Origin of the sequence: Streptomyces sp. A 4/2, from assembly GCF_940670765.1 — a bacterium.
GTDB lineage: Bacteria > Actinomycetota > Actinomycetes > Streptomycetales > Streptomycetaceae > Streptomyces.
In genome coordinates this window covers 323,981-349,537 of record NZ_CALNVW010000020.1, presented here as the reverse complement: position 1 = coordinate 349,537, position 25,557 = coordinate 323,981, and the positions used below count along the sequence as shown (strand labels likewise).

The window sequence follows — 25,557 nt, the reverse complement described above, 5'->3', positions numbered from 1 at the left end:
GAGCCCTATCCTGCGGCCATGACGGACCAACTGGACCCCATGCCGACGGACTGGCAGCGCGCGCTCGCCGTCGTCGCCCATCCGGACGATCTCGAATACGGCTGCGCCGCCGCCGTGGCGGCCTGGACCGACGCGGGACGCGAGGTCGGCTATGTCCTTGCCACCCGGGGCGAGGCGGGCATCGACACGATCGAGCCTGCCCGCTGCGGGCCGCTGCGTGAGAAGGAACAGCGGGCGAGCGCGGCGGTCGTCGGCGTGAGCACGGTCGAGTTCCTCGACCACCGGGACGGTGTGATCGAGTACGGCACCGGGCTGCGCAGAGACATCGCGGCGGCCATCCGCAAGCACCGCCCCGAGCTGGTCGTCACGCTCAACCACCGTGACACCTGGGGCGGTGTCGCCTGGAACACCCCCGACCATGTGGCGGTCGGCCGGGCCGTCCTCGACGCCGCCGGGGACGCCGGGAACCGGTGGATCTTCCCTGAACTGGCCGAGCAGGGTCTCCAGCCGTGGAACGGGGTGCGCTGGGTCGCCGTCGCGGGCTCCTCCTCGCCCACCCACGCGGTCGACGCGACCGAGGGGCTGGAGCGCTCGGTCCGGTCGCTGCTCGAACACCGCAGTTACATCGAGGTGTTGACGGACGAGGATCCCGAGACGTACTGCCGTGACTTCCTCACCGGGAATGCCAGGTCGGCGGCCGGGCGGTTCGGCGGCAGGCCCGCGGTCACCTTCGAGCTCTTCCCCCGCTGAACCGCACCACCTATTCTGATGGGCCGTCAGAAATAGGGGGTGCGGCGGATGATCGACACACTGAGCACGGACATCCCGGACGGCGAGGAACGCATCACGCTCCACGTCGAGCACGGCATCGGGACCCTCACCCTCTGCCGCCCGGAACAACTGAACGGCTGGAGCTGGGAGTCCAGCAGGCAGCTGGGCCTGCTGGCCGACCGGATCCGGTTCGACGACTCGATCAGGGCCGTGCTGCTGCGCGCCGAGGGCCGCGCCTTCTGTGCCGGGATCGATGTCAAGGCCCCCGGTGGCGCGATCACCGGCCGCTCCCCGGCGGAGCGGACCCACCGCTACTACGAGGGCATCCGCTGGGTGCACGAACGCTTCGCGGTCTTCGCCCGGCTTCCGCAGCCGGTGATCGCCGCTGTGCAGGGCTACTGCCTGGGCTTCGGCTTCGAGCTCGCGCTGATGGCGGACATCCGGATCGCGGCCGACGACGCGGTGTTCGCCCTGCCCGAGGCGCAGCTCGGGGTCGCCGTCGACGCGGGCGGTGACCTGCGGATCGCCCGGGAGGCGGGGGCGGGCTGGGCGAAACTCCTCTCGCTCACCGGGCGCCGTATCGACGCGCGCACCGCCGAGCGGCTGGGGCTGGTCCAGCAGGTGACGACCCCCGGCGAGCTGGCCGGCGAGGCGAGCGCCGTAGCGGCGGAGATCGCGGCCAACGCCCCGCTCGCCGTCCGCTCGGTCAAGCGCAACATCGACGCCTTCGCGGACGCCGGACTCGCCGCGGCCCTCGACCGTACGGCCATGGCGGCGGCCCTCACCCTCACCTCCGAGGACGCGCGCGAAGGGTACGCGGCGGGAGCCGCACGTCGCCGCCCCGGGTTCGAGGGGCGGTAGGGGTCATGCCGTGAACGGCTCGCGCCCCAGCTGTTCGCGCACGGTCACCACCGGCGGGTTGACGAGCCCGCGACGCTGCCAGTTCGCACCGTCCACGACCAGCGTGTGGCCCGAGACGAACCGTGCGTAGGGCGACGCCAGGAAGGTCGCGGCCCAGCCCAGTTCGCGTGGTTGTCCCACGCGCAGCGCGGGCTGGCGTACGGCCTTGTCGGCGGCCGGGTCCAGGGCGCCGCGGATCGGCCCGGTCATCTCCTCGTGCGGGAAGAGGCCGGGTACCAGCCCGTTGACCTGGATGCCGTACGGACCCCACTCGACGGCCAGCGTCTCGACCAGATTCTTCACCCCGGCCTTGGCGGCGGCCGAGTGCGCGAAGCCGGGGCCGCCCGTCCAGGCGTAGGACGCGCCGACGTTGATGACCGATCCGGCGGTGCGTGCCGCCAGATGTCTGCGGCCGAACTCGCGGATCATGAACCAGGTGCCGGTGAGCGTGATGTCCACCACCGCCCGCCAGGCGTTCGGTGACATGTCCTCGGCGGGGACGGGGAAGTTGGCCGCCGCGTTGTTGACCAGCACGTCGGGCAGCCCGGCCGCCGCCTCGGCGGCGTCGAACACCTCGGAGATCCGCTCCGGCTCACGGATGTCGCAGACGGCGGTCACCACCTGCCCGCCCAGTGCGGCCAGTTCCTCGCGCGCCCCGCTCAGCCGGTCCGCGTTCCTCCCGGCGATCACCAGGGTGGCACCGAGCCGGGCGAACTCGCCGGCGATCGCCCTGCCGAGCCCCGATCCACCGCCGGTGACCAGCACCACGCGGCCCTCGTAGGTTCCCGGCGGGAGTGCGCAGGCGCCTGGCGGGGGAGGGGCGGGCAGTCCCGGGTACGCGTCGTCCGTCATGGGGCATCGATACCGCGTACGCCCGCAAACCTCCAGGCCCGTGCCGGAGGGGCGGGCGGCAACCGAGGGGCGGAGACGGTTCACAGTGGGGCAAGCGACCGCTTAGTATGCGCTGAGCGCGGTACAGCCTACGGTGTGTGGAGGCCCCTGATGCAGGCATGGCAGGTACACGAGAACGGCGAGCCCGGTGAGGTGATGCGCCTCGACGAGGTGGCGGAGCCCCAGGCCGGACCGGGGCAGCTCAAGCTGAGAGTCCTGGCCGCGAACATCAACTTCCCCGACGCGCTGCTCTGCCGGGGCCAGTACCAGGTGCGCCCGCCGCTGCCCTTCACGCCGGGCGTGGAGATCTGCGGTGAGACGGCCGACGGCCGCCGGGTGATCGCCAATCCGGCCCTGCCGCACGGCGGTTTCGCCGAGTACGTCGTCGTCGACGAGGCGACGGTTCTGCCCGCGCCTCCCGCGCTGGACGACGCCGAAGCGGCAGCCCTGCACATCGGTTACCAGACGGGCTGGTTCGGCCTGCACCGCCGCGCGCACCTGCGGGCCGGTGAAACGCTGCTGGTGCACGCCGCGGCGGGCGGTGTCGGCAGCGCGGCCGTCCAGTTGGGCAAGGCGGCGGGAGCCACCGTCATCGGTGTGGTGGGCGGTCCCGACAAGGCCCGTACCGCGGCCGGGCTGGGCTGTGACCTGGTCATCGACCGGCGCTCGGACGACCTCGTCGCCGAGGTCAAGCGGTTCACCGGCGGCAAGGGCGCGGACGTCGTCTACGACCCGGTCGGCGGTGACGCGTACGCCAAGTCGGTGAAGTGCGTCGCCTTCGAGGGACGGATCGTGGTGGTGGGCTTCGCCAGCGGCGTCATCCCGAACCCGGCGCTCAACCACGCCCTCGTCAAGAACTACACGATCATGGGACTGCACTGGGGCCTCTACGCCCAGAAGGACCCGGCCTCGATCGGCCGCTGCCACACCGAACTGACCGCGCTGGCAGCCGAAGGCACCGTCAGACCGCTGGTCTCGGAGCGGGTCGCGCTGAAGGACGCAGCCGCCGCCGTCCAGCGGGTCGCCGACGGCGTCACCACCGGCCGGGTCGTGATCGTCCCGGAAGGAGCCGCGCGATGACGGACGACAGCCCGACGGTGGACGCCGCCTCGCTCCGGCTTCGCACCCGCGAGCTGCTGGCGGCGCACCCGCCGGAGACCACCGGTCGCACCGACTTCCTCAGGGCCCGGTTCGACGCAGGACTCGCCTGGGTGCACTACCCGGCCGGACTCGGCGGCCTCGATGCGCCGCGCTCGCTCCAGCCCGTCGTGGACTCCGCACTCGAAGCGGCCGGCGCACCCGACAACGACCCGCGGCGCATCGGCATCGGACTCGGCATGGCCGCCCCGACCGTCCTTCGCTACGGCACCGACGAACAGAAGCGGCGCTTCCTGCGCCCGCTCTGGGTCGGCGACGAGGTGTGGTGCCAGCTCTTCAGCGAACCCGGAGCGGGCTCCGACCTCGCGGCGCTCGCCACCCGGGCCGTGCGCGACGACGGGGGAGACTGGATCGTCAACGGGCAGAAGGTCTGGACGTCCAGCGCGCATCTCGCCCGCTGGGCGATCCTCATCGCCCGCACCGACCCGGACGTCCCCAAGCACCTCGGGATCACCTACTTCATCTGCGACATGACCGACCCCGGCGTCGAGGTGCGGCCACTGCGCCAGATCACCGGCGAGGCCGAGTTCAACGAGGTCTTCCTGACGGACGTACGGATCCCCGACGCCCACCGGCTCGGACCGGTCGGCGACGGCTGGAACGTCGCCCGGACCACGCTCATGAACGAGCGGGTCTCGATCGGCGGCTCCCGCATCCCGCGCGAGGGCGGCATGATCGGGCCCGTCGCCAGGACCTGGCGCGAGCGGCCCGGACTGCGTACCCACGACCTCCACCAGCGGCTCCTGACGCTCTGGGTGGAGGCCGAGGTCGCCCGGCTCACCGGTGAGCGGCTGCGCCAGCAACTCGTCGCCGGCCAGCCGGGTCCCGAGGGCTCCGGCATGAAGCTCACCTTCGCCCGGCTCAACCAGGAGATCAGCGGTCTCGAAGTCGAACTCCTGGGAGAGGAAGGGCTGTTGTACGGCGACTGGACCATGCGCCGTCCCGAACTCGTCGACTTCACCGGCCGCGACGCCGGATACCGCTACCTGCGCTCCAAGGGCAATTCCATCGAGGGCGGTACCAGCGAAGTGCTGCTGAACATCGTCGCCGAGCGGGTGCTCGGACTGCCTTCCGAGCCACGTACCGACAAGGACGCCGCCTGGAAGGACCTGGCCCGATGACCGATCTGCTCTACTCGCAGACCGAGGACGACCTGCGCTCCGCCGTCCGGTCCCTGCTCGCCGGCCGCCGCGACACGCCGGCCCTGCTGGCCGGAGCGGAGTCCGGCACGCCGTACGACCCGCAGCTGTGGGCCGCACTCGCCGCGGAGATGGGCACGGCCGGGCTGCTCGTCCCCGAGCAACTCGGCGGCCAGGGCGCCTCGCACCGCGAGGCTGCCGTCGTGTTGGAGGAACTGGGGCGCAGCGTCACACCCGCGCCGTACCTGACCAGTTCGGTGGTGGCGACCGAGGTGCTCCTCGGGCTCGACACACGGAGTGGCCCGGTCGCCGATCTGCTCACCGCGCTCGCCTCCGGCCGGAGTGTCGCGGTGCTCGCCGTGCCGCTCCCCACCGCCCCCGGCGTGTCGCACGAGCGCCCCGGGCCGACCGGCACGGTCACCGGGGTCGCGGACGCCGTCGCGGCTCAGGTACTGCTGGTGCCCACCGGTGAAGGGCTGTACGCGGTGGAGACGGAGGCGCCCGGGGTGATTGTCGAGCCACAGGTCCCGCTCGACCTCACCCGCCCGCTCGCCGCCGTCACCTTCGAAGGGGCGCAGGGCAAGCTCCTCGCGGACGCGCCGACTTCGCGCGCGGCGGTGGACCGGGGCCTGCTCGCCGGCGCCGGGCTGCTCGCCTCGGAGCAGCTGGGAATCGCCGAATGGTGCCTGGAGGAGACGGTCCGGTACACGAAGGAGCGCCACCAGTTCAACCGTCCTGTCGGCGGATTCCAGGCGCTCAAGCACCGGATGGCCCAGCTCTGGCTGGAGGTCGTGTCGGCACGGGCCGCTGCCCGCAACGCGGCCGACGCGCTCGCGACCGGCAGCCCCGAAGCCGCGCTCGCGGTGTCGGTGGCCCAGGCGTACTGCGGACGTGTCGCGGTGCACGCAGCCGAGGAGTGCGTCCAACTGCACGGCGGGATCGGCATGACGTGGGAGCACCCCGCGCACCTCTACCTCAAGCGCGCCAAGTCCGACTCCGTGGCCCTCGGGTCGGCGGGCACACACCGCGCGGCGCTGGCGGAACTGGTGGATCTGCCGGGCCCCCGGTAGCCACAGGGTGACCATCACCGTCAGTCAACACCCGTACGGCGTACAGCTCTTGCGCCATTGAGGGGTGCCTCCTCCGCCACACTGGCGGCCGAATGCCGCATATCCGGTGCGGCGGAGGAGGACGACCATGGCCATCTCGATCTCGCTCGTGCTGTTTCTCGTGGTCCTCGCAGGGATCTTCCTGCGCGGCGGCGGGCTCAAACTCTCACACGCGATCGTCTGCGCCCTGCTCGGCTTCAGCCTGGCGAGTACCAGCATCGCGCCGACCATCCAGCAAGGGGTCACCGGAACCGCTGACATGGTCGCCCGCATCCATCCCTGACAGGCCCGAGCCGCCCGGTCGGAGCAGCCGCGACCGGATCAGGAAGCGCACGCCTTCCGGGGCCTCCAGGGAGAATCCGCTGCCCCGTCCCGCCACCACATCGACGATCAGCCGGGTGTGCGCCCACACCTGCTGCTGACTCGCCGAGATCCAGAACGGGACGGGTTCGGCCACCCCGTCGACGAGAAGTGACTCCAGCAGTACGTCGGAGTCGCCGGTACGGAATTCACCCGCCGGAAAACACATCGGCGCACTGCCGTCGCAGCAGCCTCCCGACTGGTGGAACATCAGCGGGCCATGGGTCTCCCGCAGCTGCCGCACCAGATCGGCTGCCGCGGGAGTCAGTTCCACGCGCGGAGTGTCGGACATCGCGCTCTCCCCGTCGTCGCTCGGCCGGCTCCTGGAAGAAGCCGGGCCACTCCGGCGAGCGGCCGACCAGGAAGCCCCCGGTCCCACCGGACCGCCGTCACGGCATGTCCCAGCCAACGCCCCGGGACGTTGCGTGAGGGTTGCAGGCCCGGCCGGCCCGGTCTACGGACGGGGGCCGACCACCTCCGAACCCTCGGTGACGGTGATGGCCAGCGCCGGACAGGAATCCGCCGCGTCCAGGGCGACCTCCTGCGGAGAGATCTCCTCCCGGAGCGCCTGGGAGCGCTCGCCCTCCAGCCGGAACAGCCCGGGAGCGGTGCCCGCGCAGATCCCCGAGCCGATGCACACATGCCGGTCGACCTCGATGCGCCACGTCATGCTCACCACCCCACCGGCATGGAACGCGGTCCGCGCACCAGCATCTCGGTCTTCCACACGATGTCCCCGGTCACCCGAAGACCGGGCAACGTCAGGACCAACGCCCGCAACGCCTCCTGCAGTTCGAGCCGGGCGAGCGGCGCTCCCAGGCAGTGGTGCACGCCGTGTCCGAACCCCAGATGCCCGTTGCTCTCCCGCTGGAGGTCGAGTGTCCCGGCAGAGGTGAAGCGCAGGGCGTCCCGGTTGGCCGCGCCGACCGCCACGAGCACGGGCTCACCGGTGCGCACCAGGGTGCCGCCCACCTCGACGTCCTCGGTGGCGTACCGGGGCTGGCCGGCGCCGATGCCCAGCGGGACGAAGCGCAGCAGCTCCTCGACCGCGGCGGGGATCAGCTCCGGGTCCTCGCGCAGCAGGGCCAACTGCTCGGGGTGATCGAGCAGGGTGCAGACGAAGTTGGGGATCTGGCTCGCCGTCGTCTCGTGCCCGGCGACCAGGATCCCCACACAGAGGTCGACCAGCTCCAGCTCGGACAGCCGGTCACCCACATCGCGCGCCTCGATCAGCGCGGTCATCAGGTCGTCCGCGGGCTGCTTCCGGTGCTCGGCGATCAAACCGCCCATATAGGCCCGCAGTTCCTCCCTGCTGGCTTCGAACTCCTCCGCGGTCAGCGAGCTGGTGGACAGGGCGTCGTCGCTCCAGGCGCGGAAGAGCGGCCGGTCCTCGGCGGGCACTCCGAGCAGGCGGCAGATGACGCCGACGGGGATGGGCAGTGCGAAGTCCTCGACGAGGTCGGCGGGCGGCCCGGCCTCGACCATGTCGGCCAGCAGCCCCTCGGACAGCGCACGGATCTCCGGCCTCAGTTTCTCGACCCGGTGCACGGTGAACGCCTTGGCCACCAGCGTACGGAGCCGGGTGTGATCCGGCGGATCCATGCTGAGGATGCCGCTGTTGCGCTGCGCCTCGGACTGCCGCGGCTCGTCGTGGCGCACCCCCTCGGCCCGGCTGAACCGGCGGTCACCGAGCACCAGCCGGGCATCCGCGTAGCGGGTCACCAGCCAGGCGGGCTCGCCGTACGTCATCCGGACCCGCAGCAGCCCGTCCTGGTTGCGGGCGTCCTCGTACAGACCGGAGAGCGTCAGTTCGGTCGCTTCGTTGAACGGGTAAGCCGCAGGCTCTAGTTCGGTGGCGGTCACCTGTACCCCTTCCGTATGTAAGCGTCTGCTTACATACGGTAGGGCGGTGTCGGAGGGCGGTCAACGGGGCGTGCGCCCCGTCCCGGGCTATGCTGTCGGCCATTTACGGGAGGGGCCGATGGATGAAGGTTGAAGGAACGGAGCGCAGACGGGACGCCGGGGCGACCAGGCTGGCCCTTATCGACGCGGCAGCGGCGCTGTTCGCGGAGCGCGGCTACGAACGCACCACCGTGCGCGACATCGCCGCACGTGCCGGTTTCAACCAGGCCCTGCTCTTCCGGTACTTCGGTTCCAAGAAAGCGCTGTTCGGCGAAGTGATGGCCCGCGACGGCCGGAAACAGGTGCGCGACACCCCGCCCGAACACCTGCTGGAAGCCGCCCTCCGCGGCCTCCTCGCACCGGGCGGCAGCGGGCACCACGACCGGTCCCTGGAGGTGTTCCTCCGTTCCAGCAGCGACGGGGACGCGGCTGCCGAGACCGGCCGTCTGCTGAGCCAGGAGTACGCGAGCGTGCTCGCCACGCTCACGGGTGCCGACGACGCCGGACTGCGCTCCGACCTGATCCTCGCCTGGCTGCTCGGTATCGGCCTCACGCGCAACGTGATCGGCAGGGAGCCGCTGGCGAGCGCGGATCCGGACGACGTCTGCCGCCTCATGCTCGAAGCCGCCCGCACCATCCTGGAGAAACTTCCCGGCAGCTCGTAGCCGGTGCGCTCCCGGCCGGGTCCGGGACGTCGGCAGGAGGAGCCGCCCGCGTACGTCCAAGTACCGGCGCTGTATGTCCATGGCCGGAGCGCCCTCGCCACGCCTACGGTCCGGCCATGGCGAGAGAACTCATGCGTACGAAGGCCGCGCTGACCGCGGCAGCGGCAGCCGTGGCGGCCCTGCTGCCCACCGCGGCGGTCGCTCACGACCGGGCAGGAACCACCTACTACGTGGACTGCCGCAGTGGCAGCGACACCGCTCCCGGTACCAGCAGCGGTACCGCCTGGCGCAGTCTCGCCCGAGCCTCGCGGGCGTACGGCCCCGGCGACCGGCTGCTGCTGCGACGCGGCACCAGTTGTACGGGAACCCTCGCGCCCACCGGCTCCGGCACCGCCGCCCGGCCCGTCCGGCTCGATGCCTACGGCAGCGGAGCGAAGCCGCACATCGAGGGCGCCGGTGCGCGGGCCGCCGTGCTGCTGCGCAACGCCGAGGACTGGGAGGTGCGCAACCTCGACCTGTCCAACACGGGACCGGCCACCACCACGGACCGCCGGGCCGGACTCCTCGTCCTGCTGCAGGACTTCGGCGTCGGCCACCACTACGTCGTCGACGGCGTGGACGTGCACGACGTCAACGGCTCCGACAGCAAGGACCCGGACCCCAGCGGCGGGATCCTCTTCGTGGTGCAGGGCTCCGGCGTGCCGACCCGCTTCGACGGCGTACGGGTGGCGCACTCGACCGTCGACCACGTGGACCGTACCGGTATCGGGACGTCGTCGACCTGGAGCCACCGTGCCGAGAACCCGGACGGCACCGGCAGCAGCTGGGAGGCGATCACCGGTCTGGTGATCGAGCGGAACGAGGTCCGCGACGCGGGCGGTGACGGAATCGTCGTACAGAACGCGAAGGGCGCGCTGGTCGAGCACAACTACGTCAACGGCTTCAACATGCGCTCGGCGGCCTACAACGCCGGTGTGTGGGCCTGGAACTCCGACGACGTCCTCTACCAGTACAACGAGGTGACCGGCGGGCACGGGACGCGGGACTCCATGGCGTACGACATCGACGGCGGCAACATGCGCAACGTGTACCGCTACAACTACAGCCACGACAACGAGGGCGGCTTCCTGCTGGTCTGCAACGGGGCGACCACCACCTCCGACGGGAACCGCGTCCACGACAACATCAGCGTCAACGACCGGAACACCTCACTGCCGTACGGCGTGATCTCGGTCGTCTGCGGCAGCACCACCGACACCCGGATCTACCGCAACACCGTCGTCACCGACCAGGCGGACACCGCGCTGGTCTCCAACAACGGCCAGACCGGCGTGACCTTCGAGAACAACATCCTGGTGGGCGCCCAGGGAGGCTCGGCGATCGCGGACACCCTCAGCACCTACACCGGCAACCTCTACTGGAACACCGCCCAGCCCCGCGACCCCGCCGCCGTCGACGCGAATCCGCTCCTGCGCTCCGCGCACCCCAGCACCCCGCTCGACGTGCGCCTGCTCCCCGGCTCCCCGGCGCGCGGAGCAGGCACCCGGGTCGACGACGGAACGACCCGCGACTACTTCGGCAACCTCATCCCCGACCCTCCCCACCTGGGCGCCTACCAGGGGCGATGACCGGATCCCCGAAGGGACGCAGGCACAGTGCCGACCGGGCCCCCATCGGGTCCGGTCAGCCGCCGCTCCGGTAGCGCTCGCCCACGATTCCACGGTCCGTCTCCCACCAGGGACGCATCCGGTCCGGATCGGCGACCGCCGGGGCGTCGGCAGCCGCGGTTCCGGTCACCGGCGCCGGGACCGCAGCGGCGGCGGCCAGTTCGCGGTCCAGGCCGGCGTCCAGCACGGCCGTCCTGACCCGCTCGGCGCGCACCCACTCGGCGAACACGGCGATCAGGAACGGCAGCCCGATCAGTTCCGCGATCGTCAGCATCAGCCCACCGCCGATCATCTGGTCCTGCTGCACACTCGGATCCCACGGCTGGCGCCGGGCCGCGTACCAGCCCCCTGCCACCAGCGTGCCGCTCGTCATCACCACCAGACCGGGAACCGCGTCCACCAGACCGTCCAGGAAGACCAGCAGCGCCCGCACGGGGTGACTGCACCACGACGGCAACAGGTCCTCGCGGGTCAGCATCGGCAGCACGAACAAGCTGCCCGTGACCACGAGTTGCAGATACAGCAGCTCATGCACCGAGTCGTGCCGCAGCGCCGCGGGGAAATACGGGGTGAAGTAGATCCCCAGCTCGGAGCTCAGCACGACGACCGTACTGACCAGCGGGAAGGTAAGAAATCGCACCACGCGCCCGGAGACCGCGCCGCGCAGCCGACGCGCCGCCTTCCCGTCCTTCGCCAGTGCGGACAGCGCCAGCGACAGCGGGTCGCCGAGCGCCAGGCCCAGCGGGGCGATGAGATCGAGCACGATGTTCTGCACGGCGGCGGGCCAGAACAGCTCGTGGTCGTAGACCGCCAGTCCGGACATCGTCGCCACCACGATCGCGCCGAGTCCCAGCCCCGCGAACGCCAGCGTGCGGGCGACGGGCCACCGCTCGCCCCGGCGCGCCAGCTTCGCCACGCCCGCTGCGTACAGCCCGCCGAGCAGCACGACCAGCACCAGCGCGTACGGATCGAGCTGCCAGCTCCCGGCCAGGTGGCCTGCGGTCAATCGGGGCAACTCGGCCGGCAGGGCAGAAAATGATGTCTCTGTCACGTCGGACCACGCTAAACCCCCACCGCGAGGGTCCGGACACCCCCCTGACCCGAACGCGAGGCCCTGATGCTGCGGACTACTCGAATCGCGCGGTGTCGCCGGCCCCGCGGCGGACGATTTCGAGTTCGCCGCCGGAGAAGTCGATGACGGTGGTCGGCTCGGTGCCGCAGTCACCCGAGTCGATCACCGCGTCCACTTCGTGGTCGAGGCGTTCCTTGATCTCCCAGCCCTGTGTCATCGGCTCGTCCTGGTCGGGCAGGAGCAGGGTGCTGGAGAGCAGCGGCTCACCGAGTTCCGCGAGCAACGCCTGAGCGACGGCGTGGTCGGGAATCCGCACGCCGACCGTCTTCTTCTTCGGGTGCAGCAACTGGCGCGGCACTTCCTTCGTCGCGGGCAGGATGAAGGTGTACCGGCCGGGCGTCGCTGCCTTGATCGCGCGGAACACGTCGTTGTCGATGACCACGAACTGTCCCAGTTGCGCGAAGTTCTGGCACACGAGGGTGAAGTGGTGACGCTCGTCGAGGTTCCGGATCGACCGGATCCGGCCGATGCCGTCCCGGCTGCCCAGCTGACACCCCAGTGCGTAACAGGAGTCCGTCGGGTACGCCACGAGCGCGCCGGACCGGATGCTGTCAGCCACCGTGCTGATCGTGCGCCGCTGGGGATTCTCGGGGTGCACGTCGAAATACTTCGCCATTGGCCGAGTCTAAGGCGTTGCCCCGCCCCCGCCGTCGCTCGCCGGGGTGCGCTCCCCGGTGATCACCGGTGCGTCCGGCACTTCGCCTCGATGAGCTTCGCGGCGTAGTGCGAGTCGAGGGCGGGGCTGGTGAAGTCGTGCGGGTGGGCGCAGATCCGGTCGCGGCCCGCCTCGGTGGTGCCGGCCCAGGTGAGATCGACGGTCTGCTCGGTGAAGGTACGGATGTTGAGCGGGGGCGGGTTGGTGTCGCCCTCGGTACGGGGGGCGGCGGCACGGGGCGGTGCGGCGCCGGTGGACTTGTGGTCGGGAGTCACCCCTGGCGTGGCCGCACCGGCGGCGAGGGTGGCACAGAGGACTGCCGCGGTGAGCCCGGTGCGGACGAGTGCGGGATCCATGGGTCAGCTCCTTCGGCTCGTCGAAGGTGATGTCGAGGAGATTGAACCAGTCTCGGGCTCCTGCGTTCGGGCACCTGCCGTCGGCGAGTACGCGCATACGGGTGATGTCGTCCTCGGCGGTGTTTGTGCCGCGCTGCCGGTGCCTTTCCGGCATAACGCCGACACGGTCGTACGTGCGGACGACGGGGTGCGGACGCGGACGGTGGGTGACTGCGAGGGTCCGGGCGTGTCGCGCGAAGGGGCCGGACCGGCCGGGGGAGGGGCGCGGAGCCTGTCGAAGCCGTTCCAGCATCGCCGTGGCGTACCGGTCACGCAACCGGGGCGGACGGTGCCGGGCGGCCGTACCGGGACGGCCGTCCGACACGGGGAATCCGCCGGTGCGTCATGGCCCCCCGACGGGACCCGTCACAGACTCGCGTCGCGGTGGGTGGGGCTCCCGTCCAGGACGGTGAGCAGCACGGGCAGGTCGGGCAGGTCGGTGGCGGCGGTGACGAGCGGACTGTCGGCGAGGACCGTGAGGTCGGCCCGGTGACCCACGGCGATCCGGCCGGCCAGGTGCTCCTCGCCCGCCGCGTGAGCGGCGTTCACCGTCATGCCCTGCAGGGCTTCCAGCGCGGTGAGCGCCTGTTCCGGGCCGTGCGGGGGCTGCGCGAGATCGCGGCTCGGCCTCCGGTGGCGGGCGCCCGCCATGACGCCCAGCGATGGGTAAGGAGCGATCGGCCAGTCGGAGCCGAGCACGACGGTGGCGCCGGAGTCCCACAGGCCGCGGCAGCGCCAGGCGCGGGCGGCACGCTCCTCGCCGAGCCGGCGCGACCAGTTGTCGGTGTGGTCGGCCCGGGTGAAGTCGCAGCAGTGGGTGGGCTGCATGGACGCGATGACGCCGAGCTCGGCGAAGCGGTGCAGGGTGTCGCCGGGCACCGTCTCGATGTGCTCGATCCGGTGCCGGACCGGGCGGCCCCCGGTGGCGAGTGCCTTCTCGACGGAGTCCAGGGCGTGCCGTACGGCAGCGTCACCGATGGCGTGGGTGGCGGTGGGAACCCCGGCGCGGTGGAGCTCGCCGACGATCCGGGTGTAGGCATCGGGGTCGGGCCAGAAGGCGTGCGTGGACTCGCCGTGACAGTCCGGGTGTTCCAGCCAGGCGGTGCCGTTGTCGATGGTGCCGTCCATGAAGAGCTTGACGCCTTCGGTGCGCCAGAGCCTGCCGCCCGTGCCCTGTTGCCCGATGAGCGCGCGCAGGGCGTCGGTGCCGGTGCCGGGCTGGCACCAGGGAGCGACCCGCAGCCGTAGCGGCAGCTCGCCGGCCGCGTCGAGCTCGGCGTAGAGCGCGAGACTGTCGCCGTTGGCGTCCATGGCGTGGCCGCCGGTGAGCCCGGCGGCGGCCATGCCGCGCAGTGCCGCGACGAGGCGGGAGCGGCGCTCCGCGTGCGTGGGCTGGGGGGCGGCGCGCTCGACGAGCTCGGCGGCGGCGTCCTCCAGGAGCAGCCCGGTGGGCCGCCCCGTGTCGTCGCAGACGACCTCGGCGGCCTGGTCGAAGGTGCGCGGCCCGTCGACGCCGGCGAGTTCGAGCGCGCGGGGGCTGGCCAGCATGGAATGGGCGTCGAAGAGCTGGAGGAGGGCCGGTACGCCGTCGAGCACCGGGGCGAGGGCGGCGGTCTCGACGGGACGGCCCCCGAAGACGTTCGGGTCGAGCCCCCAGCCGTGCAGCCACGCTCCGGGTGCGAGGCGCCGGACCTCGCGGGCCAGCGCCTCACGCACCTCGTCGAGACCGGCGCAGGCCGACAGGTCCAGCCCATGGGTCAGCTCCGCGCCCGTGACCGGATGGAGGTGCCCGTCGACCAGGCCGGGGGTCACCACGGCGCCCTTCAGGTCGATCACCGTCGTCGCCGGGTCCGCCAGCGCGCGAATGCGGCGGTCGTCACCCAGGGCGGAGATCTGCCCCCCTGATACGGCCAGGGCGGTGTCCGGCAGGAATTCTCCGGTCACCGGGTCGAGCAGCCGGGCGGAGAGCAGGACGAGGGAGCACCGCCCTGTTCCGGCGGAGTCGAGGGCTCGGGGGAGGGTGCGCACAGCAGCTCCTTGAAAGATGTCCGGGGGAAGGTCAGTTGGGGTCGGCAGGGGAAACAGGGGGCCGGTCCGCGCCGGCTTCGGAGGCGGTGTCCGCGTCGTCGGCCCGGTCGAGAGCGCCGCCGGGCAGGCCGAGTTCACGCTCCGCCGTGGCGATCGCCATACGTGTCACCGCCTGGGGGCGGTCGCCGCCGCGCGTGTTGGTGCGCGCGCTGAGGCCGTCGAGCACGACCAGAATCTGAATCGCCGTCACATGCGGTTCGTCCGTGCGGAATTCGTCGCGTGCGACGCCCTCCCGGATGAGGTCCTCCAGCCGCTCGCGCCACGCTCCTTCCTGGTCGTCGACCCAGTCACGCAGGACCGGGCGGTAGCGGCAGAGGTGGCGGGCGTTGATCCAGAGCCGGCTGATGTCGTCGTACGCCTCTCCCGTCGCGTGTGCGAAGAACCGCGCGAGGTGCTGCGTAACGGTGCCGGCGGGTCTTTCGGCCGGCAGGAGGGCGTCGAGTTCCGCGCTCGCCGCGCTGCCGAACGCCTCGGCCACGAGGCCCTCGGCCGACGGGAAGTAGTGGCTGATCAACCCCGGCCGCACGTCGAGTTCCTCGCCGATCCGCCGCAGAGTGATGCACTCCAACCCTTCGGTCAGGGCGATGGCGGCGGCTGCGTCGACGATTTCCGCACGTCGGGCGGCTGGAGATTTCCGAATTCGCTTGCGCTGAACGCTTGACGACATGACCGCAACGCTATTGAGTATGCGACCAATAAGCAAGCAGGCGGTACGACCGAACCCGGAGGGCTCCATGGCGTCCACGATCCCCGACCCGCCCCCGACCGTCCACGGCACGCCGGGTGCAGACGGCATACCGGCGCCGTCGGACCGGGCGGGCCGCATCGAGGTGCACGGCATCGACCACATTCCCGACCGGGAACGCCACGGCCGCGCCCGGGACCTGTTCGCCGTCTGGGCGGCGGCGAACGTCAACTATCTGAGCCTGGTGGTCGGCGGCGCGCTGATCCTGCTGGGCCTGAGCCTGGGGCAGGCGCTCGCCGTGATCGTCGTGGGCAATCTGTTCTGGGTGCCGGTCGGCCTGCTCGCCGTCTCGGGCCCGGCCTCGGGCACGCCGAGCGAGGTGATCATGCGGGCGATGTTCGGGGTACGCGGCAACCGGGTGAACATCGCGGTGGTCGGCTGGATGATCTGTATCTGCTACATCGCCCTCAATCTGGCCGCCGCCGCGCTGGCAGCCTTCTCGCTCGTCGAGAAGGCCGGGATCACGCCGAACACGGGGGTCAAGATCGTCGTCGTGGTGATCATCGCCGCGCTCACCCTGACCATCAGCGTCTACGGGCACGCCATGATCGTGAAGCTGTACCTCCCGATCACCGTCGTCCTCGGTGCCGCCTTCGCCGTCGTGGCCTTCAGCGTGCTCGGGCACGCCGACTTCGGCTACCAACCCGCGAAGCCGCTGACCGGCGGCGCGCTGTGGGCGGCCCTCGCCGGTGGTGTCACCCTCATCGCCTCGGGCCCGCTCTCGTACACCAACAGCGCCGACTTCTCCCGCTACCTGCCCCGTACGACATCCCCGAAGGCGATCGTGGGCTGGACCGCGCTCGGCGGATTCCTGCCCGGCGTCGTCGTCTGCTCACTGGGTGCGTTCGCCGCGACCACGGTCGACATGACCGATCCGCGGAGCGCGCTGGAGACGATCCTGCCCCACTGGTTCACCCCGTTCTTCCTGCTGGCCTTGGTGCTCGGCACGATCTCCATCAACGCCATGACCGCCTACAGCTCCGGGCTGGCTCTCCAGGCCGTGGGCCTGCGCGTCCGTCGTTCCCTCAGCGTCATCGCCGATGGAGTCCTCGGCGTCGCGCTGACCCTCTACGCGCTGCTGGTGTCCAACTTCCTGGACACCGTCAGCAACGTCCTCCAGCTCACCGTCGTCCTGCTCGGTCCCAGCATGGCCGTCTACGCCATGGACATCCTGCTGCGCCGCAACCGCTACGACGGTCCCGCGCTGACCGACGAGAGTCCGGGCAGCCCCTTCTGGTTCACCGGAGGCGTCAACCGGGCCGGCGCCCTGGCGCTCACGACGGGCACGGCCGCGGCTGCCCTCAGCGTGAACACCCTGTACACGGGCCCGCTCGCCCGAGCCCTGGGCGGGGTGGACCTCGCCCTGCCGGTCGGCATCGCCGTGGCCTCGGCCGTCTACGTGACCCTCGTACGGCGCGCCCGCGGTGGCCTCGGTGCGAGTCCACAGGCCTGAGCCCGCCGGACGGCCGGGGTGCGGCAGAGGGCCGCGACGGTGGTGGCCGTCGACTGCGGGCGGACGCACTCGGCAGCGGCCGGATCACCGGCCTGGGTTCCAATTCGCGAGCGGCATCGCAAGGGGATCGGCTTCGCATTTGATCACTTGCCCGCTAAGGCGAAGTGCGGAAACCGTTCCTGACTCCCGATCGAATGACGGCAGAACCTATGAGAGGTCCATTGGTCGGTCGGTGCGGAACTCGCGGTCTCGGCGGTGGAATTCCGCCCCGCACACGGGAATGCGGAGCCGTCTCTCTGTCTCATACGGGGCCGCCTCTCTGTCTTTTGAAGTGTGTACGGGGCGGGAGTTGCGACGCGACAGGTAGTCAGGAACGAGGCTCGCGCGGTCAATTCGACCGTATCGGTGAGGTCGGGTCCGGTCGGGTGTCGGTCGGGTGCCGGTGGGGCAGGGGTGCGCAATCGCGCAGATCCGCCCTCATGGGTGGCGAGAGGCCTTCGACTCCCTGAATGCTTATGGGGCATTTGTCTGGTTTGTTACTAGGGGTGGCATCTGCGGTTCTATGATGGTTTGTTGCACTTTGTGGCGGTTGATTGAGGCGATGATTTCCGCGCGGTCATGATCTGCGTCACGGCGTCGGCGGACCGCCGATCAGGCCCTCGCGGCCACCTCCCCCGCAGGGAAGGAAAGTTGAGCTGTTTGATCTAGGGAGGGAATGCGAATCCATTCCGCCCGGATTCAGACATGCCATAGCGCTCCGTATTCGGGACTTGTTTTGTCTCGGCCTTCTCGCTTACGTTCTCGTTCGATCCGGACGGACCGCCGAATCCTGCCGCTGTCCGGAAAACCCAACCCACTCACCTATGGCAGGAGCGGGGAACCCAGGTAAGACGCCGATCCGGAACACGGACCGGCTTGGGGTTAAGTCGCACTCCACGTGCGGCCGGGCATCTCCAGCCCGAACCCGACAGCTCACCTCGTAGGCGACGGAGAGGAAATTCGTCATGCCCGTACTGGGTAAGAACCGTCGTCCCATGAACAGCCGCCTCGCCCGACGCCTCATCGCGGTGGGCACCGGCAGCGCCGCACTGGCGATCCCGCTGGTGGCCGCGACCAGCGCCTCGGCGGCGACGCCGTCGGCACAGCATGTCGCCGCCGAATCTGCTCCGGCAGCGACCGGCGCCACTCAGAAGGGAAGCTCCGCGACCTACACCGTGGTCTCGGGCGACTCCCTTTCCAAGATCGCACAGGCCCACTCCGTGGGCGGCGGCTGGAAGAAGCTGTACCAGGACAACCGTGAGGCCGTCGGCGGCAACCCCTCGCTGATTCTCCCCGGCCTCAAGCTGACGCTCGGCGAGAAGGCCGCGTCGGAGGCGACGGCCGGATCCACCGCGGGTCACAGCGCCACCCAGGCCGACGCCCGGAACGCGTCGACCGGTGCGACCACCGCGACCCCGGCCACCACGAAGACGTACGCCAACAACCTGGACGGCTGGATCAAGCAGTCGCTGGACATCATGAGCGCGCACAACATCCCCGGCACCTACGACGGCATCTACCGCAACGTGATGCGTGAGTCCTCGGGCAACCCGCAGGCCATCAACAACTGGGACTCCAACGCCGTGGCCGGAACCCCGTCGAAGGGTCTGCTCCAGGTCATCGCTCCGACGTTCCAGACGTACCACGTGGCCGGCACGTCGATGGACAGCTACGACCCGGTCGCCAACATCACGGCCGCGTGCAACTACGCCGCCGCCACGTACGGCTCGATCGACAACGTGAACGGCCCGTACTGATCGACCCGCTCCACCCGCAGCGCAGCCCCGGCCGGAAGTGTGACCACACCGGCCGGGGCTTACGGCGTCGGTGGTCCGGAAGGAACTCCGGGAGACACCACCTGCGCGGGGACGAACGGCATGTAGCGCAGATAGAACTGCGTGAGGTCGTCCCAGAGGCGGCGTTCCGCCGCGGGGTCGCGCGGTACGCCGAGCTCCAGATGGCGCAGCAGCACGTGCCGGTGGAGATCGAGGACGACCCGTACCACGCAGCGTCCTGACCCGGTCCCAGCCCGCCTCCGCGCGGGACCGGTGCCGTTCGGTACGGCGGCGCCGCACCGCGCCCAGCGCCCGTGTCCGCGAGGCCGAGGTCGACCGCGCGCAGCCAGCGCGTGTACTGCCGTACCTCGCGGAGCAGCAACTCCCGGGCTGCGTACGGCCCTTCACGTGCGGACAGTCGATCTGCCGCATCGAGCAGCGGCTGGACCTGCACGCGGAGGGTGTCGCCCTGGGGCTCGTCCGGGTGCTCGTCGAGGGCTCTGGCGAGGCCTGCCTCGATGACCAGGGACTCTTCTACGTACCGACGGTTGCCGCGGATCGTGAATCCGCCCTGCCCGGATGGCATGCCGGCAGGGTAGCTCCGCCGGCCGTGGGACCGGCGGCCCATGCGGGAGATGGCCGGAACCGGACGTCAACTCCGGTCACGGCGTGGGAGACCGGGCGGGCTTGTGAGCCGGGCCGAAACACGCTTTCATGGCACTTTCCCCCCACACAAGGAGACGGGTCATGCGCTTGAGGAGATTGTCGACAACGTTGTCATTGGCGGTGGCCGTCGCTTTGGCGGGCCCCCTGGCGACGGCAGCATCGGCGCAGGCCGCGGCGGATCACCGCGTGGTCGTCTACTACCAGACCCAGTTCGACAACGGCTCGTACGTCTCTCCCAAGGAACTGACCGACCACGACACGGGTGTCACGGACGTGATCGTCGGCGCCGTCCACCTCAACGGTGACGGCAGCGTCACGCTCAACGACAACTCACCCGACGACGCCAAGTTCGACCAGATGTGGAGCGATCTGGCGGCGGTGCAGAGCAAGGGCGTTCACGTACTGGGCATGGTGGGTGGCGCCGCGGTGGGCAGCTTCCAGCGGCTGGACAGCGACTTCGACACCTACTACCCGAAGCTCAAGAACGTCGTGTCCACCCACCACCTGGACGGTCTGGACCTCGATGTCGAAGAGGGCATGTCCCTGGCCGGCGTCGAACGGGTCATCGACCAGTTGCACAGCGACTTCGGTGACGGCTTCCTCGTCACTCTGGCGCCCGTCGCCACGGCCCTGAACGGGGGAGGGAACCTCTCCGGGTTCGGCTACGACGCCCTCTACCGGGACAAGGGATCATCCATCAGCTGGTTCAACGCGCAGTTCTACTGCGGCTGGGGATCGCTGGACAGCCCCGCGGGCTACGAGGGCATCGTCGGACACGGGGTCGTCCCGGCCTCGAAGGTGGTGGCGGGCACCCTGACCAACCCGGCCAACTGCGGCAGCGGATACGTCCCCATGGACACGCTCACATCGACCGTCTCCCAACTCTCCAAGGAGTACGGGGACTTCGGCGGCGTAGCGGGATGGGAGTACTTCAATTCCGACCCGGGCGGGACAGCTGCCCCCTGGGAGTGGGCCGCGAACATGTCTTCGGCCATGAACGGGTGACTGCCTGAGCCGATTGCCCCGGCCGGTCGGGGGCGTCCGGAAGGAGAGGCGGCTCAGCCGTCGGCCGGGGTGACGGAGCCCAGTTCGTACAGCAGGGCGTACGCGGTCTTGACGATCCGGCACGCGCGGTCGTGCCGGGTCGCTGTCCCGGCGATGCCGGTGCCCGAAGCGGGGTGGTACCCCGCGAACACCTGCTGTCCGAAGCTGGCCCCGGCGTGGAAGAACATCGGGCCGCCCGGGGCCGGATGCCGGAACCAGGTGAGCGTGTGGGTGTGGCGGTGCCCCAGCCCCCGCCGCAGCAGGGGGATCTGGACCTTCCGCAGCGCACCGTCCAGCGGGGTCGAAGCGGGGTACAGATGCGCCTCGGCGTACGTGAGCAGGTCCGCCGGGGTGGCACGGACGGCTCCGGCCGGGGCGAAGCCGGTCATCACGGAACGCGGCAGCGGGGTGCGGCCGTCGCTCCGATGGCCCGTTGCCTCGCCGAAGGCGGAATCGTCACCGTCACCACTGCCGGGGTCCGTGGTGGCACCGGTCAGCCGCAGCGGCTCCAGCACCCGGTCCGCCAGCAGGGCGGCGTATCGCGTGCCGGTGGCGTGCTCCAGGGCCGAACCGAGCAGTGCCAGACCGAAGTTGGAGTAGTGCCAGCGGCTGCCGGGGGCGTGCCGGGTGCGGGTCCGGGTGAAGGCGTGCAGCAGCCGGCCGGTGTCGTAGTGCGCGTAGCCGTTCGCGTACGGCCGCAGGACCGCCCCGGCGATCATGTCGCGGGGCACGCGGGGCAGTCCGGAGGTGTGGGTGGCGAGGTGCCGCAGGGTGATGCGGCGCGCGTACCGGGGGAGTCGGGGCGGCAGCGGCAGGTGGTCGGCGACGGCGTCGTCGACGGACAGTTCACCGCAGCGGTCCAGTTCGGCGAGGAGCAACCCGGTGAACGTCTTGGACAGCGAGCCGAGTTCGTAACGCAGAGACGCACGCGGCAGCACGGGAGCCGGGGTGGTGCCGCCGCTGACGACGGTCCGGCGACGGTTCCGGGTGACGGCGAGGACGACATCCGGGGCTCGGACCTCCGTCAGCGCGTGCTCCAGACGTTCACGCAGTGCGGTGTCGTCGTCGCTCACGCGGCGGTCCCGGCCGACAGGGCCCGGGAGGTGGCCATGGCGGACGCGAAGGCCGCGACCAGCGTCGGATGGTGCACGAAGTCGAACACCTCGGCGCGGTCGCCCTCCGGCATGGCCTGCTGGACCGGCATCGCTCCGTCCGGTGCCTGGGCCGCGGCGTACTGTTCCCACAACTCGCCGTCGAGTGTGGGACGGGGCAGACAGGCGTCCACGACGAGCAGTTCACCGAGCAGGTCCCAGTGCCTGAGTTCGGCCCAGTCCTCCAGCCAGGCGGGCAGGTACAGCGCCAGGTAGTCGGCGACGGCGGGCGGGATGCCTTCCGGAGACTCGCCCCAGTTCGTGAGGTGGAAGACGGTGTGCGTGATGTCGTACGCGATGTGCAGCTGCACGGTCCACGGCTCGGGGGTCCTGCCCAGCCAGCTGTCGGCCAGTGCCCGGCCGAAGTCACTGCTCGGCGGGAGTCCGAGCTTGCGTTCGGCGTTGAGCACCCCGAGCCGTCGGTTGGGCAGCATTTCCAGGGCCCGCCAGCTCTCGGTGCGCCGGGACAGGGCGATCCCGCTGTCGACCTCGGGGTGCCGGTATCCCAGTTCGTGGAAGCACGCGTAGATCTCCAGCGGCACGGGCGAGAGGGGCTCGTCGAACTGGAGGCCGGCCAGCACGTTGCCGCCGTCCAGGAGGTCGCGCCATGCGAAGTCGAGCAGGCTGGTGGACCGTTCGTGCTGCCGGCTCCCGGCCACACCCTCGCGGGACAGCACCCCCATGTTGATCACCAGCTCGCCGATCGGCTTGAGCCGTTCGACGAGGGAGCTGCCGGTGGTGCGGTCCTCCTCGGTCAGCCGGAAGAGATCGCGGTTGTCGTCCAGCCAGGCCAGCGCCCGGTCGCCGACGTCGTGCAGGAGCGCGGGGGGTGCGGTGGTCACGGTGTCGCCTCGCTTTCCGTGAGGGGTCCGGGGCCCGGGTGGGCGGGGGCCGGCTGTGCTCCGGCGCGGGCCAGAGTGGCAGCGAAGGCGGTCACCAGCGTCGAGTGGTAGGAGGCCCTGAAGGCCTCGCCGGGGTCGCCGGGTTCGCCAGGGTCGCCGGGGTCGCCGGGGGAGTCATCTGCCGGTGGTGCGGTGCCCGACTCGGGCACACCACCGTCCGGTGCCTGCGCGGTGGCCAGCCGTTCCCAGGCCGACGCGTCGTACGGAGCGGTGGGTAGACATGCCGATACAGCGAGCAGTTCGCCTGCCAGGTCCCACAGTTGTTCGTCCAGCCAGCACTCCAGCCAGGCCGGGACCCACAGCCGCAGGTAGTCGGCGAGCGCGGCGGGCATCCGATGGCAGGCCCGTCCCCAGTCGGTGAGGTGGAAGACGTCGTGGGTGATGCCGTACACGGCCCGGCGGTCCAGCGCCCACGGTTCGGGCCGGGAACCGAGTCCGGTCTTGGCGAGCACGGCGTCGAAGTCGGTGTGGGGCGGGAGACCGATCCGCCGCTCGGCATTGAGCACCGCGAGCGTCCGGGTGTGATCCTCGCGGGCCACCCGCCAGCAGCGCAGCCGCGTCGTGGTCGACACCAGGTCCTCGACGGACGCGTTCCGCAGCCCGGCGCGGGCGAAGATGCCGTAGAGCTCCACGGGGTACGTGGCCTGCGGCTCGGCACGGACGAGATCGGCGAAGAGATCGCCGTGCCGGGACTCCTGCCAGGCAAAGGCGAACAGGTCGTCGGCCAGGCCACGGATCTCCGGCAGCGGGTGCAGCGCGCCGATCAGGTGGGTCAGTTCGGCCAGTTCACCCAGCGGTTTGATCGTGGTGTTGGGATCGGCGTCCGTCGTGACGTTCGCGGGCAGCCGGAAGGACGGCCGCATGCCGTCGATACGGCGCAGCGCCCGCCCGGCCGTCCGGTCCAGCAGCTCCCGGTCCACGCGGTCGTGGGAAGGGCCCTGGTTCGGGCGGTCCCGGCCCACGTGGTCGAGGGCCGGTCCGGCGCCACTCACGAGCCGGGTCCGCGGAAACGCCGGGCGGCCGAGATGTGCAGGCTCACCCGTGCGTCGCCGCGGCTCATGTGGCGGACGAACGCCAGCCCGGACTCCAGGCCGAGAGAGGCCGGGACGTCCGTACGGGCCAGCCAGCGCCCCACGCCCGCAGCCTGGAGCCAGTCACGCCGGCGTACGGCGCGTACGAATCCCCTGGCCAGGTCATCCGTACGGGCGGCCAGTGCCTCGGCGAGCGCGGGGGCCAGGCCGGGCAGGGACAGTGCCGCCAGTTGCGAGGCGCGGTGCGCCAGCGCCGGCCAGGGAGCGAGACGGACCCATTCCGCGCCGACCGGCTGCGGGGGCGGCCAGGCGCCGCCGGGCAGAAAGACCCGGGAGGCTTCCACCAGCCCCTGGTAGTTCCATACCGAGATGTCGGAAGCGCCCGCGCCCGGGGGGTAGGCGGCGAGTGCCCCGCGGACCATCGATTCGTCCTCGCGGCCACGGGCGGCCTGGCGGGTCGCCGCGTAGGGCGCCAGCACGTCGGCGCCCAGGACGCGGATCGCCGCCAGCGCGACTGCCTCGTCCGCCACCAGAACACCGGACAGCGCATAGGAGCCGCCCTCGCCAAGGGCGAGCGCGACTCCGTGTGCGACATCGGCGACGGCAGCGCTCAGTACACTGTTCCCCTGCACCTGCTCGGCCAATGTTTTCCCCTCTGCCTCAGCGGGCGTCCTTCTTCGGACGGGGAGTGGGGGGCGAGATCAGCAGCAGTGCGGCCAGCAGCAGGGCGCCGCCGCATTCGCGCGTGTCCCGGTACACACCTTCGGGCTCGGTGGAGTCCAACATTCCCTCGACCTCAGCAGCAAGGGCTGCTGTTCCGACGGGAGTTGCGAGATCCGAAGTCATGGGATCATCTCCTTCTCGTCCTTCTCGATTCGGACTGCCCCATCAGCCTGGCAGCGGCCACCGAGCCTCGCAAACGGAACAAACCACCCGGGATCACCGCGCCCGGTTCCTGCGCGCCAGGCCCCGCCGGGACCCCGGAAGCGACGCCCTGCCGGTCGGACGAACTCCCGCGCATGTCCGTGGAGTCACGCCGCCGGCCCCGACCGGATGCGGGCCCCGGCCAGGTATGCGGGCAGTGCGCGACGAAGGCTGCGCCGCCGGAATCGACCGCCGGGCTAAAGAAATGGCCAGAAGCCACCTCACGCCTCCGCCGGGGCGAGGCAGAATTCGCGGGGATCAGGGCGAGGGAGATTTCTTTGGACATGTTCGTATGTACCGTGTGTGGCACGGAGTTGACGGCGCCGGTGTCGTGGGTCGCCCTCCCCGTCCACACCCACCACGGCGGCTGGGAGGAACTCCATCCTCCTCTGGCGGTGTGGCTGGAGCCCGACGCGGTCGTACGCCGCCCCTCGGGGCTCCCCGCCGGTCCGCCTGCCGACCGGGACGACCTTGAGCGCGCCGAGCACCGCGTCCCACCCGTCGAACCCGACGGGTCGTGGAGCCGCCGCTGGGAGGCGGCGGTCGGGGTCGCACTGGCCCACCTCGTGGCGGCCACCGAGGACCGCCCGGTGACCCTCCCGGCCGGCCCCGTCGCCGAACTGCTCGGCCACGCCGTCGGCCGGTACCTCCCGGGCGGGCCCGGTGCCCGGTCCGTGGGGCTGGCCGGCCCGGGGATCCGCATGCCCCGACCCCGCGCCGACGTCCTTCTCGTGCCCCGCCATCCCCTCACCGGCGCGCCCTGGCGCGGGCCTGGCGACGAGGGGGCCGTGGCGCCGCTGGACAGCGGGGTCTGGGCCTACCTCGCCCATCCGGGCGAGACCTCACCGACGCCCGCGACCGGGGTGCTCCCGGAGGGCGTCCTGCGTGACGACTACCCGCTGCCGCCGCGCCCCTGGCGCCCGCTGATGCCCCATCACCGTGCCTTCGAGTACACCCTGGTCGGGCTGCCCGCCGCACGTGCGCTCTGACTGCCT

Annotated in this window: 26 protein-coding genes, 1 pseudogene and 1 riboswitch; of the genes and pseudogenes, 12 read left to right on the top strand and 15 right to left on the bottom strand. The window is 71.1% G+C overall.

Going from position 1 to position 25,557, the window contains the following annotated elements:
• Positions 1–18: 18 nt before the first annotated feature.
• Together NBY69_RS16240 and NBY69_RS16235 are read left to right on the top strand one after the other, a co-directional pair.
• Positions 19–750, top strand: coding sequence for a PIG-L deacetylase family protein (locus NBY69_RS16240; protein ID WP_250301622.1), 732 nt, complete (start codon positions 19–21; stop codon positions 748–750).
• 48 nt (positions 751–798) lie between these two features.
• Entirely contained in the window at positions 799–1,632 is an 834-nt protein-coding gene (locus tag NBY69_RS16235) for an enoyl-CoA hydratase/isomerase family protein (RefSeq protein WP_250301621.1), read from the top strand.
• Between the two features lie 3 nt (positions 1,633–1,635).
• On the opposite strand, the gene NBY69_RS16230 is transcribed toward NBY69_RS16235, so the two are convergent.
• The gene (locus NBY69_RS16230; protein WP_250301620.1) at positions 1,636–2,523 is read right to left on the bottom strand and encodes an SDR family oxidoreductase; all 888 of its coding nucleotides are present in this window, start codon (positions 2,521–2,523) and stop codon (positions 1,636–1,638) included.
• A gap of 150 nt (positions 2,524–2,673) precedes the next feature.
• Here NBY69_RS16230 and NBY69_RS16225 point away from each other — a divergent pair, with 150 nt between their 5' ends.
• From NBY69_RS16225 to NBY69_RS16210, 4 genes are all read left to right on the top strand, one after another.
• Positions 2,674–3,642 carry an NADPH:quinone oxidoreductase family protein gene (locus tag NBY69_RS16225; RefSeq protein ID WP_250301619.1) on the top strand — a complete coding sequence of 323 codons (969 nt, stop codon included), beginning with the start codon at positions 2,674–2,676 and terminating at the stop codon, positions 3,640–3,642.
• Complete coding sequence (locus tag NBY69_RS16220) at positions 3,639–4,841, top strand: acyl-CoA dehydrogenase family protein (RefSeq protein ID WP_250301618.1); 1,203 nt, start codon at positions 3,639–3,641, stop codon at positions 4,839–4,841. The genes NBY69_RS16225 and NBY69_RS16220 overlap by 4 nt, the downstream gene beginning before the upstream one ends.
• A complete protein-coding gene (locus tag NBY69_RS16215) occupies positions 4,838–5,929 on the top strand; it encodes an acyl-CoA dehydrogenase family protein (protein WP_250301617.1) in 1,092 nt (363 codons plus the stop codon). The genes NBY69_RS16220 and NBY69_RS16215 overlap by 4 nt, the downstream gene beginning before the upstream one ends.
• 127 nt (positions 5,930–6,056) lie before the next feature.
• Positions 6,057–6,251 (top strand): hypothetical protein, encoded by a 195-nt coding sequence (locus tag NBY69_RS16210; RefSeq protein WP_250301616.1) that lies wholly within the window; start codon positions 6,057–6,059, stop codon positions 6,249–6,251.
• A 21-nt stretch (positions 6,252–6,272) separates the two neighbouring features.
• On the opposite strand, the pseudogene NBY69_RS16205 reads toward NBY69_RS16210, so the two are convergent.
• From NBY69_RS16205 to NBY69_RS16195, 3 genes and pseudogenes are all read right to left on the bottom strand, one after another.
• Positions 6,273–6,620, bottom strand: a pseudogene (locus tag NBY69_RS16205) (DUF779 domain-containing protein); the annotation flags it as partial.
• 162 nt (positions 6,621–6,782) lie between these two features.
• On the bottom strand, positions 6,783–6,998 hold the full coding sequence (locus NBY69_RS16200; RefSeq protein WP_250301615.1) for a ferredoxin: 216 nt from the start codon (positions 6,996–6,998) through the stop codon (positions 6,783–6,785).
• A gap of 2 nt (positions 6,999–7,000) precedes the next feature.
• Positions 7,001–8,191: a cytochrome P450 gene (locus NBY69_RS16195; RefSeq protein WP_250301614.1), complete on the bottom strand. Its 1,191-nt coding sequence runs from the start codon at positions 8,189–8,191 to the stop codon at positions 7,001–7,003.
• Positions 8,192–8,313: 122 nt separating this feature from the next.
• Between NBY69_RS16195 and NBY69_RS16190 the strand changes: the two genes are divergently transcribed.
• Together NBY69_RS16190 and NBY69_RS16185 are read left to right on the top strand one after the other, a co-directional pair.
• On the top strand, positions 8,314–8,895 hold the full coding sequence (locus NBY69_RS16190; RefSeq protein ID WP_250301613.1) for a TetR/AcrR family transcriptional regulator: 582 nt from the start codon (positions 8,314–8,316) through the stop codon (positions 8,893–8,895).
• Positions 8,896–9,011: 116 nt separating this feature from the next.
• The gene (locus NBY69_RS16185) at positions 9,012–10,523 is read left to right on the top strand and encodes a right-handed parallel beta-helix repeat-containing protein (RefSeq protein WP_250301612.1); all 1,512 of its coding nucleotides are present in this window, start codon (positions 9,012–9,014) and stop codon (positions 10,521–10,523) included.
• Positions 10,524–10,578: 55 nt separating this feature from the next.
• Here NBY69_RS16185 and NBY69_RS16180 read toward each other — a convergent pair whose 3' ends face one another.
• From NBY69_RS16180 to NBY69_RS16160, 5 genes are all read right to left on the bottom strand, one after another.
• Entirely contained in the window at positions 10,579–11,577 is a 999-nt protein-coding gene (locus tag NBY69_RS16180) for a cytochrome c oxidase assembly protein (protein WP_374211286.1), read from the bottom strand.
• A gap of 112 nt (positions 11,578–11,689) precedes the next feature.
• Entirely contained in the window at positions 11,690–12,310 is a 621-nt protein-coding gene (locus NBY69_RS16175; RefSeq protein ID WP_250301610.1) for an L-threonylcarbamoyladenylate synthase, read from the bottom strand.
• Positions 12,311–12,372: 62 nt separating this feature from the next.
• Positions 12,373–12,705, bottom strand: coding sequence for a hypothetical protein (locus NBY69_RS16170; protein ID WP_250301609.1), 333 nt, complete (start codon positions 12,703–12,705; stop codon positions 12,373–12,375).
• A gap of 405 nt (positions 12,706–13,110) precedes the next feature.
• Positions 13,111–14,772: an amidohydrolase gene (locus NBY69_RS16165; protein ID WP_250301608.1), complete on the bottom strand. Its 1,662-nt coding sequence runs from the start codon at positions 14,770–14,772 to the stop codon at positions 13,111–13,113.
• Positions 14,773–14,803: 31 nt separating this feature from the next.
• On the bottom strand, positions 14,804–15,499 hold the full coding sequence (locus NBY69_RS16160) for a TetR/AcrR family transcriptional regulator (RefSeq protein WP_250301769.1): 696 nt from the start codon (positions 15,497–15,499) through the stop codon (positions 14,804–14,806).
• A 67-nt stretch (positions 15,500–15,566) separates the two neighbouring features.
• On the opposite strand from NBY69_RS16160, the gene NBY69_RS16155 reads away from it, so the two are divergent.
• Positions 15,567–17,030 carry a cytosine permease gene (locus NBY69_RS16155; protein ID WP_250301607.1) on the top strand — a complete coding sequence of 488 codons (1,464 nt, stop codon included), beginning with the start codon at positions 15,567–15,569 and terminating at the stop codon, positions 17,028–17,030.
• 848 nt (positions 17,031–17,878) lie between these two features.
• Positions 17,879–18,031, top strand: a riboswitch (cyclic di-AMP (ydaO/yuaA leader).
• 3 nt (positions 18,032–18,034) lie between these two features.
• The gene (locus NBY69_RS16150) at positions 18,035–18,826 is read left to right on the top strand and encodes a transglycosylase SLT domain-containing protein (RefSeq protein ID WP_250301606.1); all 792 of its coding nucleotides are present in this window, start codon (positions 18,035–18,037) and stop codon (positions 18,824–18,826) included.
• 59 nt (positions 18,827–18,885) lie between these two features.
• Here the strand turns inward: NBY69_RS16150 and NBY69_RS16145 are convergent, their stop codons facing one another.
• Complete coding sequence (locus NBY69_RS16145; protein WP_250301605.1) at positions 18,886–19,074, bottom strand: hypothetical protein; 189 nt, start codon at positions 19,072–19,074, stop codon at positions 18,886–18,888.
• 556 nt (positions 19,075–19,630) lie between these two features.
• On the opposite strand from NBY69_RS16145, the gene NBY69_RS16140 reads away from it, so the two are divergent.
• Positions 19,631–20,515: a glycosyl hydrolase family 18 protein gene (locus NBY69_RS16140; RefSeq protein WP_250301604.1), complete on the top strand. Its 885-nt coding sequence runs from the start codon at positions 19,631–19,633 to the stop codon at positions 20,513–20,515.
• Between the two features lie 53 nt (positions 20,516–20,568).
• Here the strand turns inward: NBY69_RS16140 and NBY69_RS16135 are convergent, their stop codons facing one another.
• From NBY69_RS16135 to NBY69_RS16115, 5 genes are read right to left on the bottom strand one after another with little or no spacing between them, the layout of a single operon-like run.
• Positions 20,569–21,627 carry a serine hydrolase gene (locus tag NBY69_RS16135; protein WP_250301603.1) on the bottom strand — a complete coding sequence of 353 codons (1,059 nt, stop codon included), beginning with the start codon at positions 21,625–21,627 and terminating at the stop codon, positions 20,569–20,571.
• Entirely contained in the window at positions 21,624–22,547 is a 924-nt protein-coding gene (locus tag NBY69_RS16130) for a DUF6895 family protein (RefSeq protein WP_250301602.1), read from the bottom strand. The genes NBY69_RS16135 and NBY69_RS16130 overlap by 4 nt, the downstream gene beginning before the upstream one ends.
• On the bottom strand, positions 22,544–23,599 hold the full coding sequence (locus NBY69_RS16125) for a DUF6895 family protein (RefSeq protein ID WP_250301601.1): 1,056 nt from the start codon (positions 23,597–23,599) through the stop codon (positions 22,544–22,546). Before NBY69_RS16125 ends, NBY69_RS16130 begins: the two co-directional genes overlap by 4 nt.
• Positions 23,596–24,270 carry a hypothetical protein gene (locus NBY69_RS16120; protein ID WP_250301600.1) on the bottom strand — a complete coding sequence of 225 codons (675 nt, stop codon included), beginning with the start codon at positions 24,268–24,270 and terminating at the stop codon, positions 23,596–23,598. Before NBY69_RS16120 ends, NBY69_RS16125 begins: the two co-directional genes overlap by 4 nt.
• 28 nt (positions 24,271–24,298) lie before the next feature.
• The gene (locus NBY69_RS16115; RefSeq protein WP_250301599.1) at positions 24,299–24,484 is read right to left on the bottom strand and encodes a hypothetical protein; all 186 of its coding nucleotides are present in this window, start codon (positions 24,482–24,484) and stop codon (positions 24,299–24,301) included.
• A 362-nt stretch (positions 24,485–24,846) separates the two neighbouring features.
• Between NBY69_RS16115 and NBY69_RS16110 the strand changes: the two genes are divergently transcribed.
• Positions 24,847–25,551 (top strand): hypothetical protein, encoded by a 705-nt coding sequence (locus NBY69_RS16110; protein WP_250301598.1) that lies wholly within the window; start codon positions 24,847–24,849, stop codon positions 25,549–25,551.
• Positions 25,552–25,557: the final 6 nt, after the last annotated feature.

Bases quoted from the DNA above. Each gene is read 5' to 3' on its own strand.
- NBY69_RS16115 (WP_250301599.1), bottom strand. From the start codon at position 24,484: ATGACTTCGGATCTCGCAACTCCCGTCGGAACAGCAGCCCTTGCTGCT.
- NBY69_RS16210 (WP_250301616.1), top strand. From the start codon at position 6,057: ATGGCCATCTCGATCTCGCTCGTGCTGTTTCTCGTGGTCCTCGCAGGG.
- NBY69_RS16190 (WP_250301613.1), top strand. From the start codon at position 8,314: ATGAAGGTTGAAGGAACGGAGCGCAGACGGGACGCCGGGGCGACCAGG.
- NBY69_RS16110 (WP_250301598.1), top strand. From the start codon at position 24,847: ATGTTCGTATGTACCGTGTGTGGCACGGAGTTGACGGCGCCGGTGTCG.
- NBY69_RS16175 (WP_250301610.1), bottom strand. From the start codon at position 12,310: ATGGCGAAGTATTTCGACGTGCACCCCGAGAATCCCCAGCGGCGCACG.
- NBY69_RS16230 (WP_250301620.1), bottom strand. From the start codon at position 2,523: ATGACGGACGACGCGTACCCGGGACTGCCCGCCCCTCCCCCGCCAGGC.
- NBY69_RS16235 (WP_250301621.1), top strand. From the start codon at position 799: ATGATCGACACACTGAGCACGGACATCCCGGACGGCGAGGAACGCATC.
- NBY69_RS16220 (WP_250301618.1), top strand. From the start codon at position 3,639: ATGACGGACGACAGCCCGACGGTGGACGCCGCCTCGCTCCGGCTTCGC.
- NBY69_RS16225 (WP_250301619.1), top strand. From the start codon at position 2,674: ATGCAGGCATGGCAGGTACACGAGAACGGCGAGCCCGGTGAGGTGATG.
- NBY69_RS16170 (WP_250301609.1), bottom strand. From the start codon at position 12,705: ATGGATCCCGCACTCGTCCGCACCGGGCTCACCGCGGCAGTCCTCTGT.
- NBY69_RS16185 (WP_250301612.1), top strand. From the start codon at position 9,012: ATGGCGAGAGAACTCATGCGTACGAAGGCCGCGCTGACCGCGGCAGCG.
- NBY69_RS16160 (WP_250301769.1), bottom strand. From the start codon at position 15,499: ATGTCGTCAAGCGTTCAGCGCAAGCGAATTCGGAAATCTCCAGCCGCC.
- NBY69_RS16155 (WP_250301607.1), top strand. From the start codon at position 15,567: ATGGCGTCCACGATCCCCGACCCGCCCCCGACCGTCCACGGCACGCCG.
- NBY69_RS16150 (WP_250301606.1), top strand. From the start codon at position 18,035: ATGCCCGTACTGGGTAAGAACCGTCGTCCCATGAACAGCCGCCTCGCC.
- NBY69_RS16215 (WP_250301617.1), top strand. From the start codon at position 4,838: ATGACCGATCTGCTCTACTCGCAGACCGAGGACGACCTGCGCTCCGCC.
- NBY69_RS16240 (WP_250301622.1), top strand. From the start codon at position 19: ATGACGGACCAACTGGACCCCATGCCGACGGACTGGCAGCGCGCGCTC.
- NBY69_RS16200 (WP_250301615.1), bottom strand. From the start codon at position 6,998: ATGACGTGGCGCATCGAGGTCGACCGGCATGTGTGCATCGGCTCGGGG.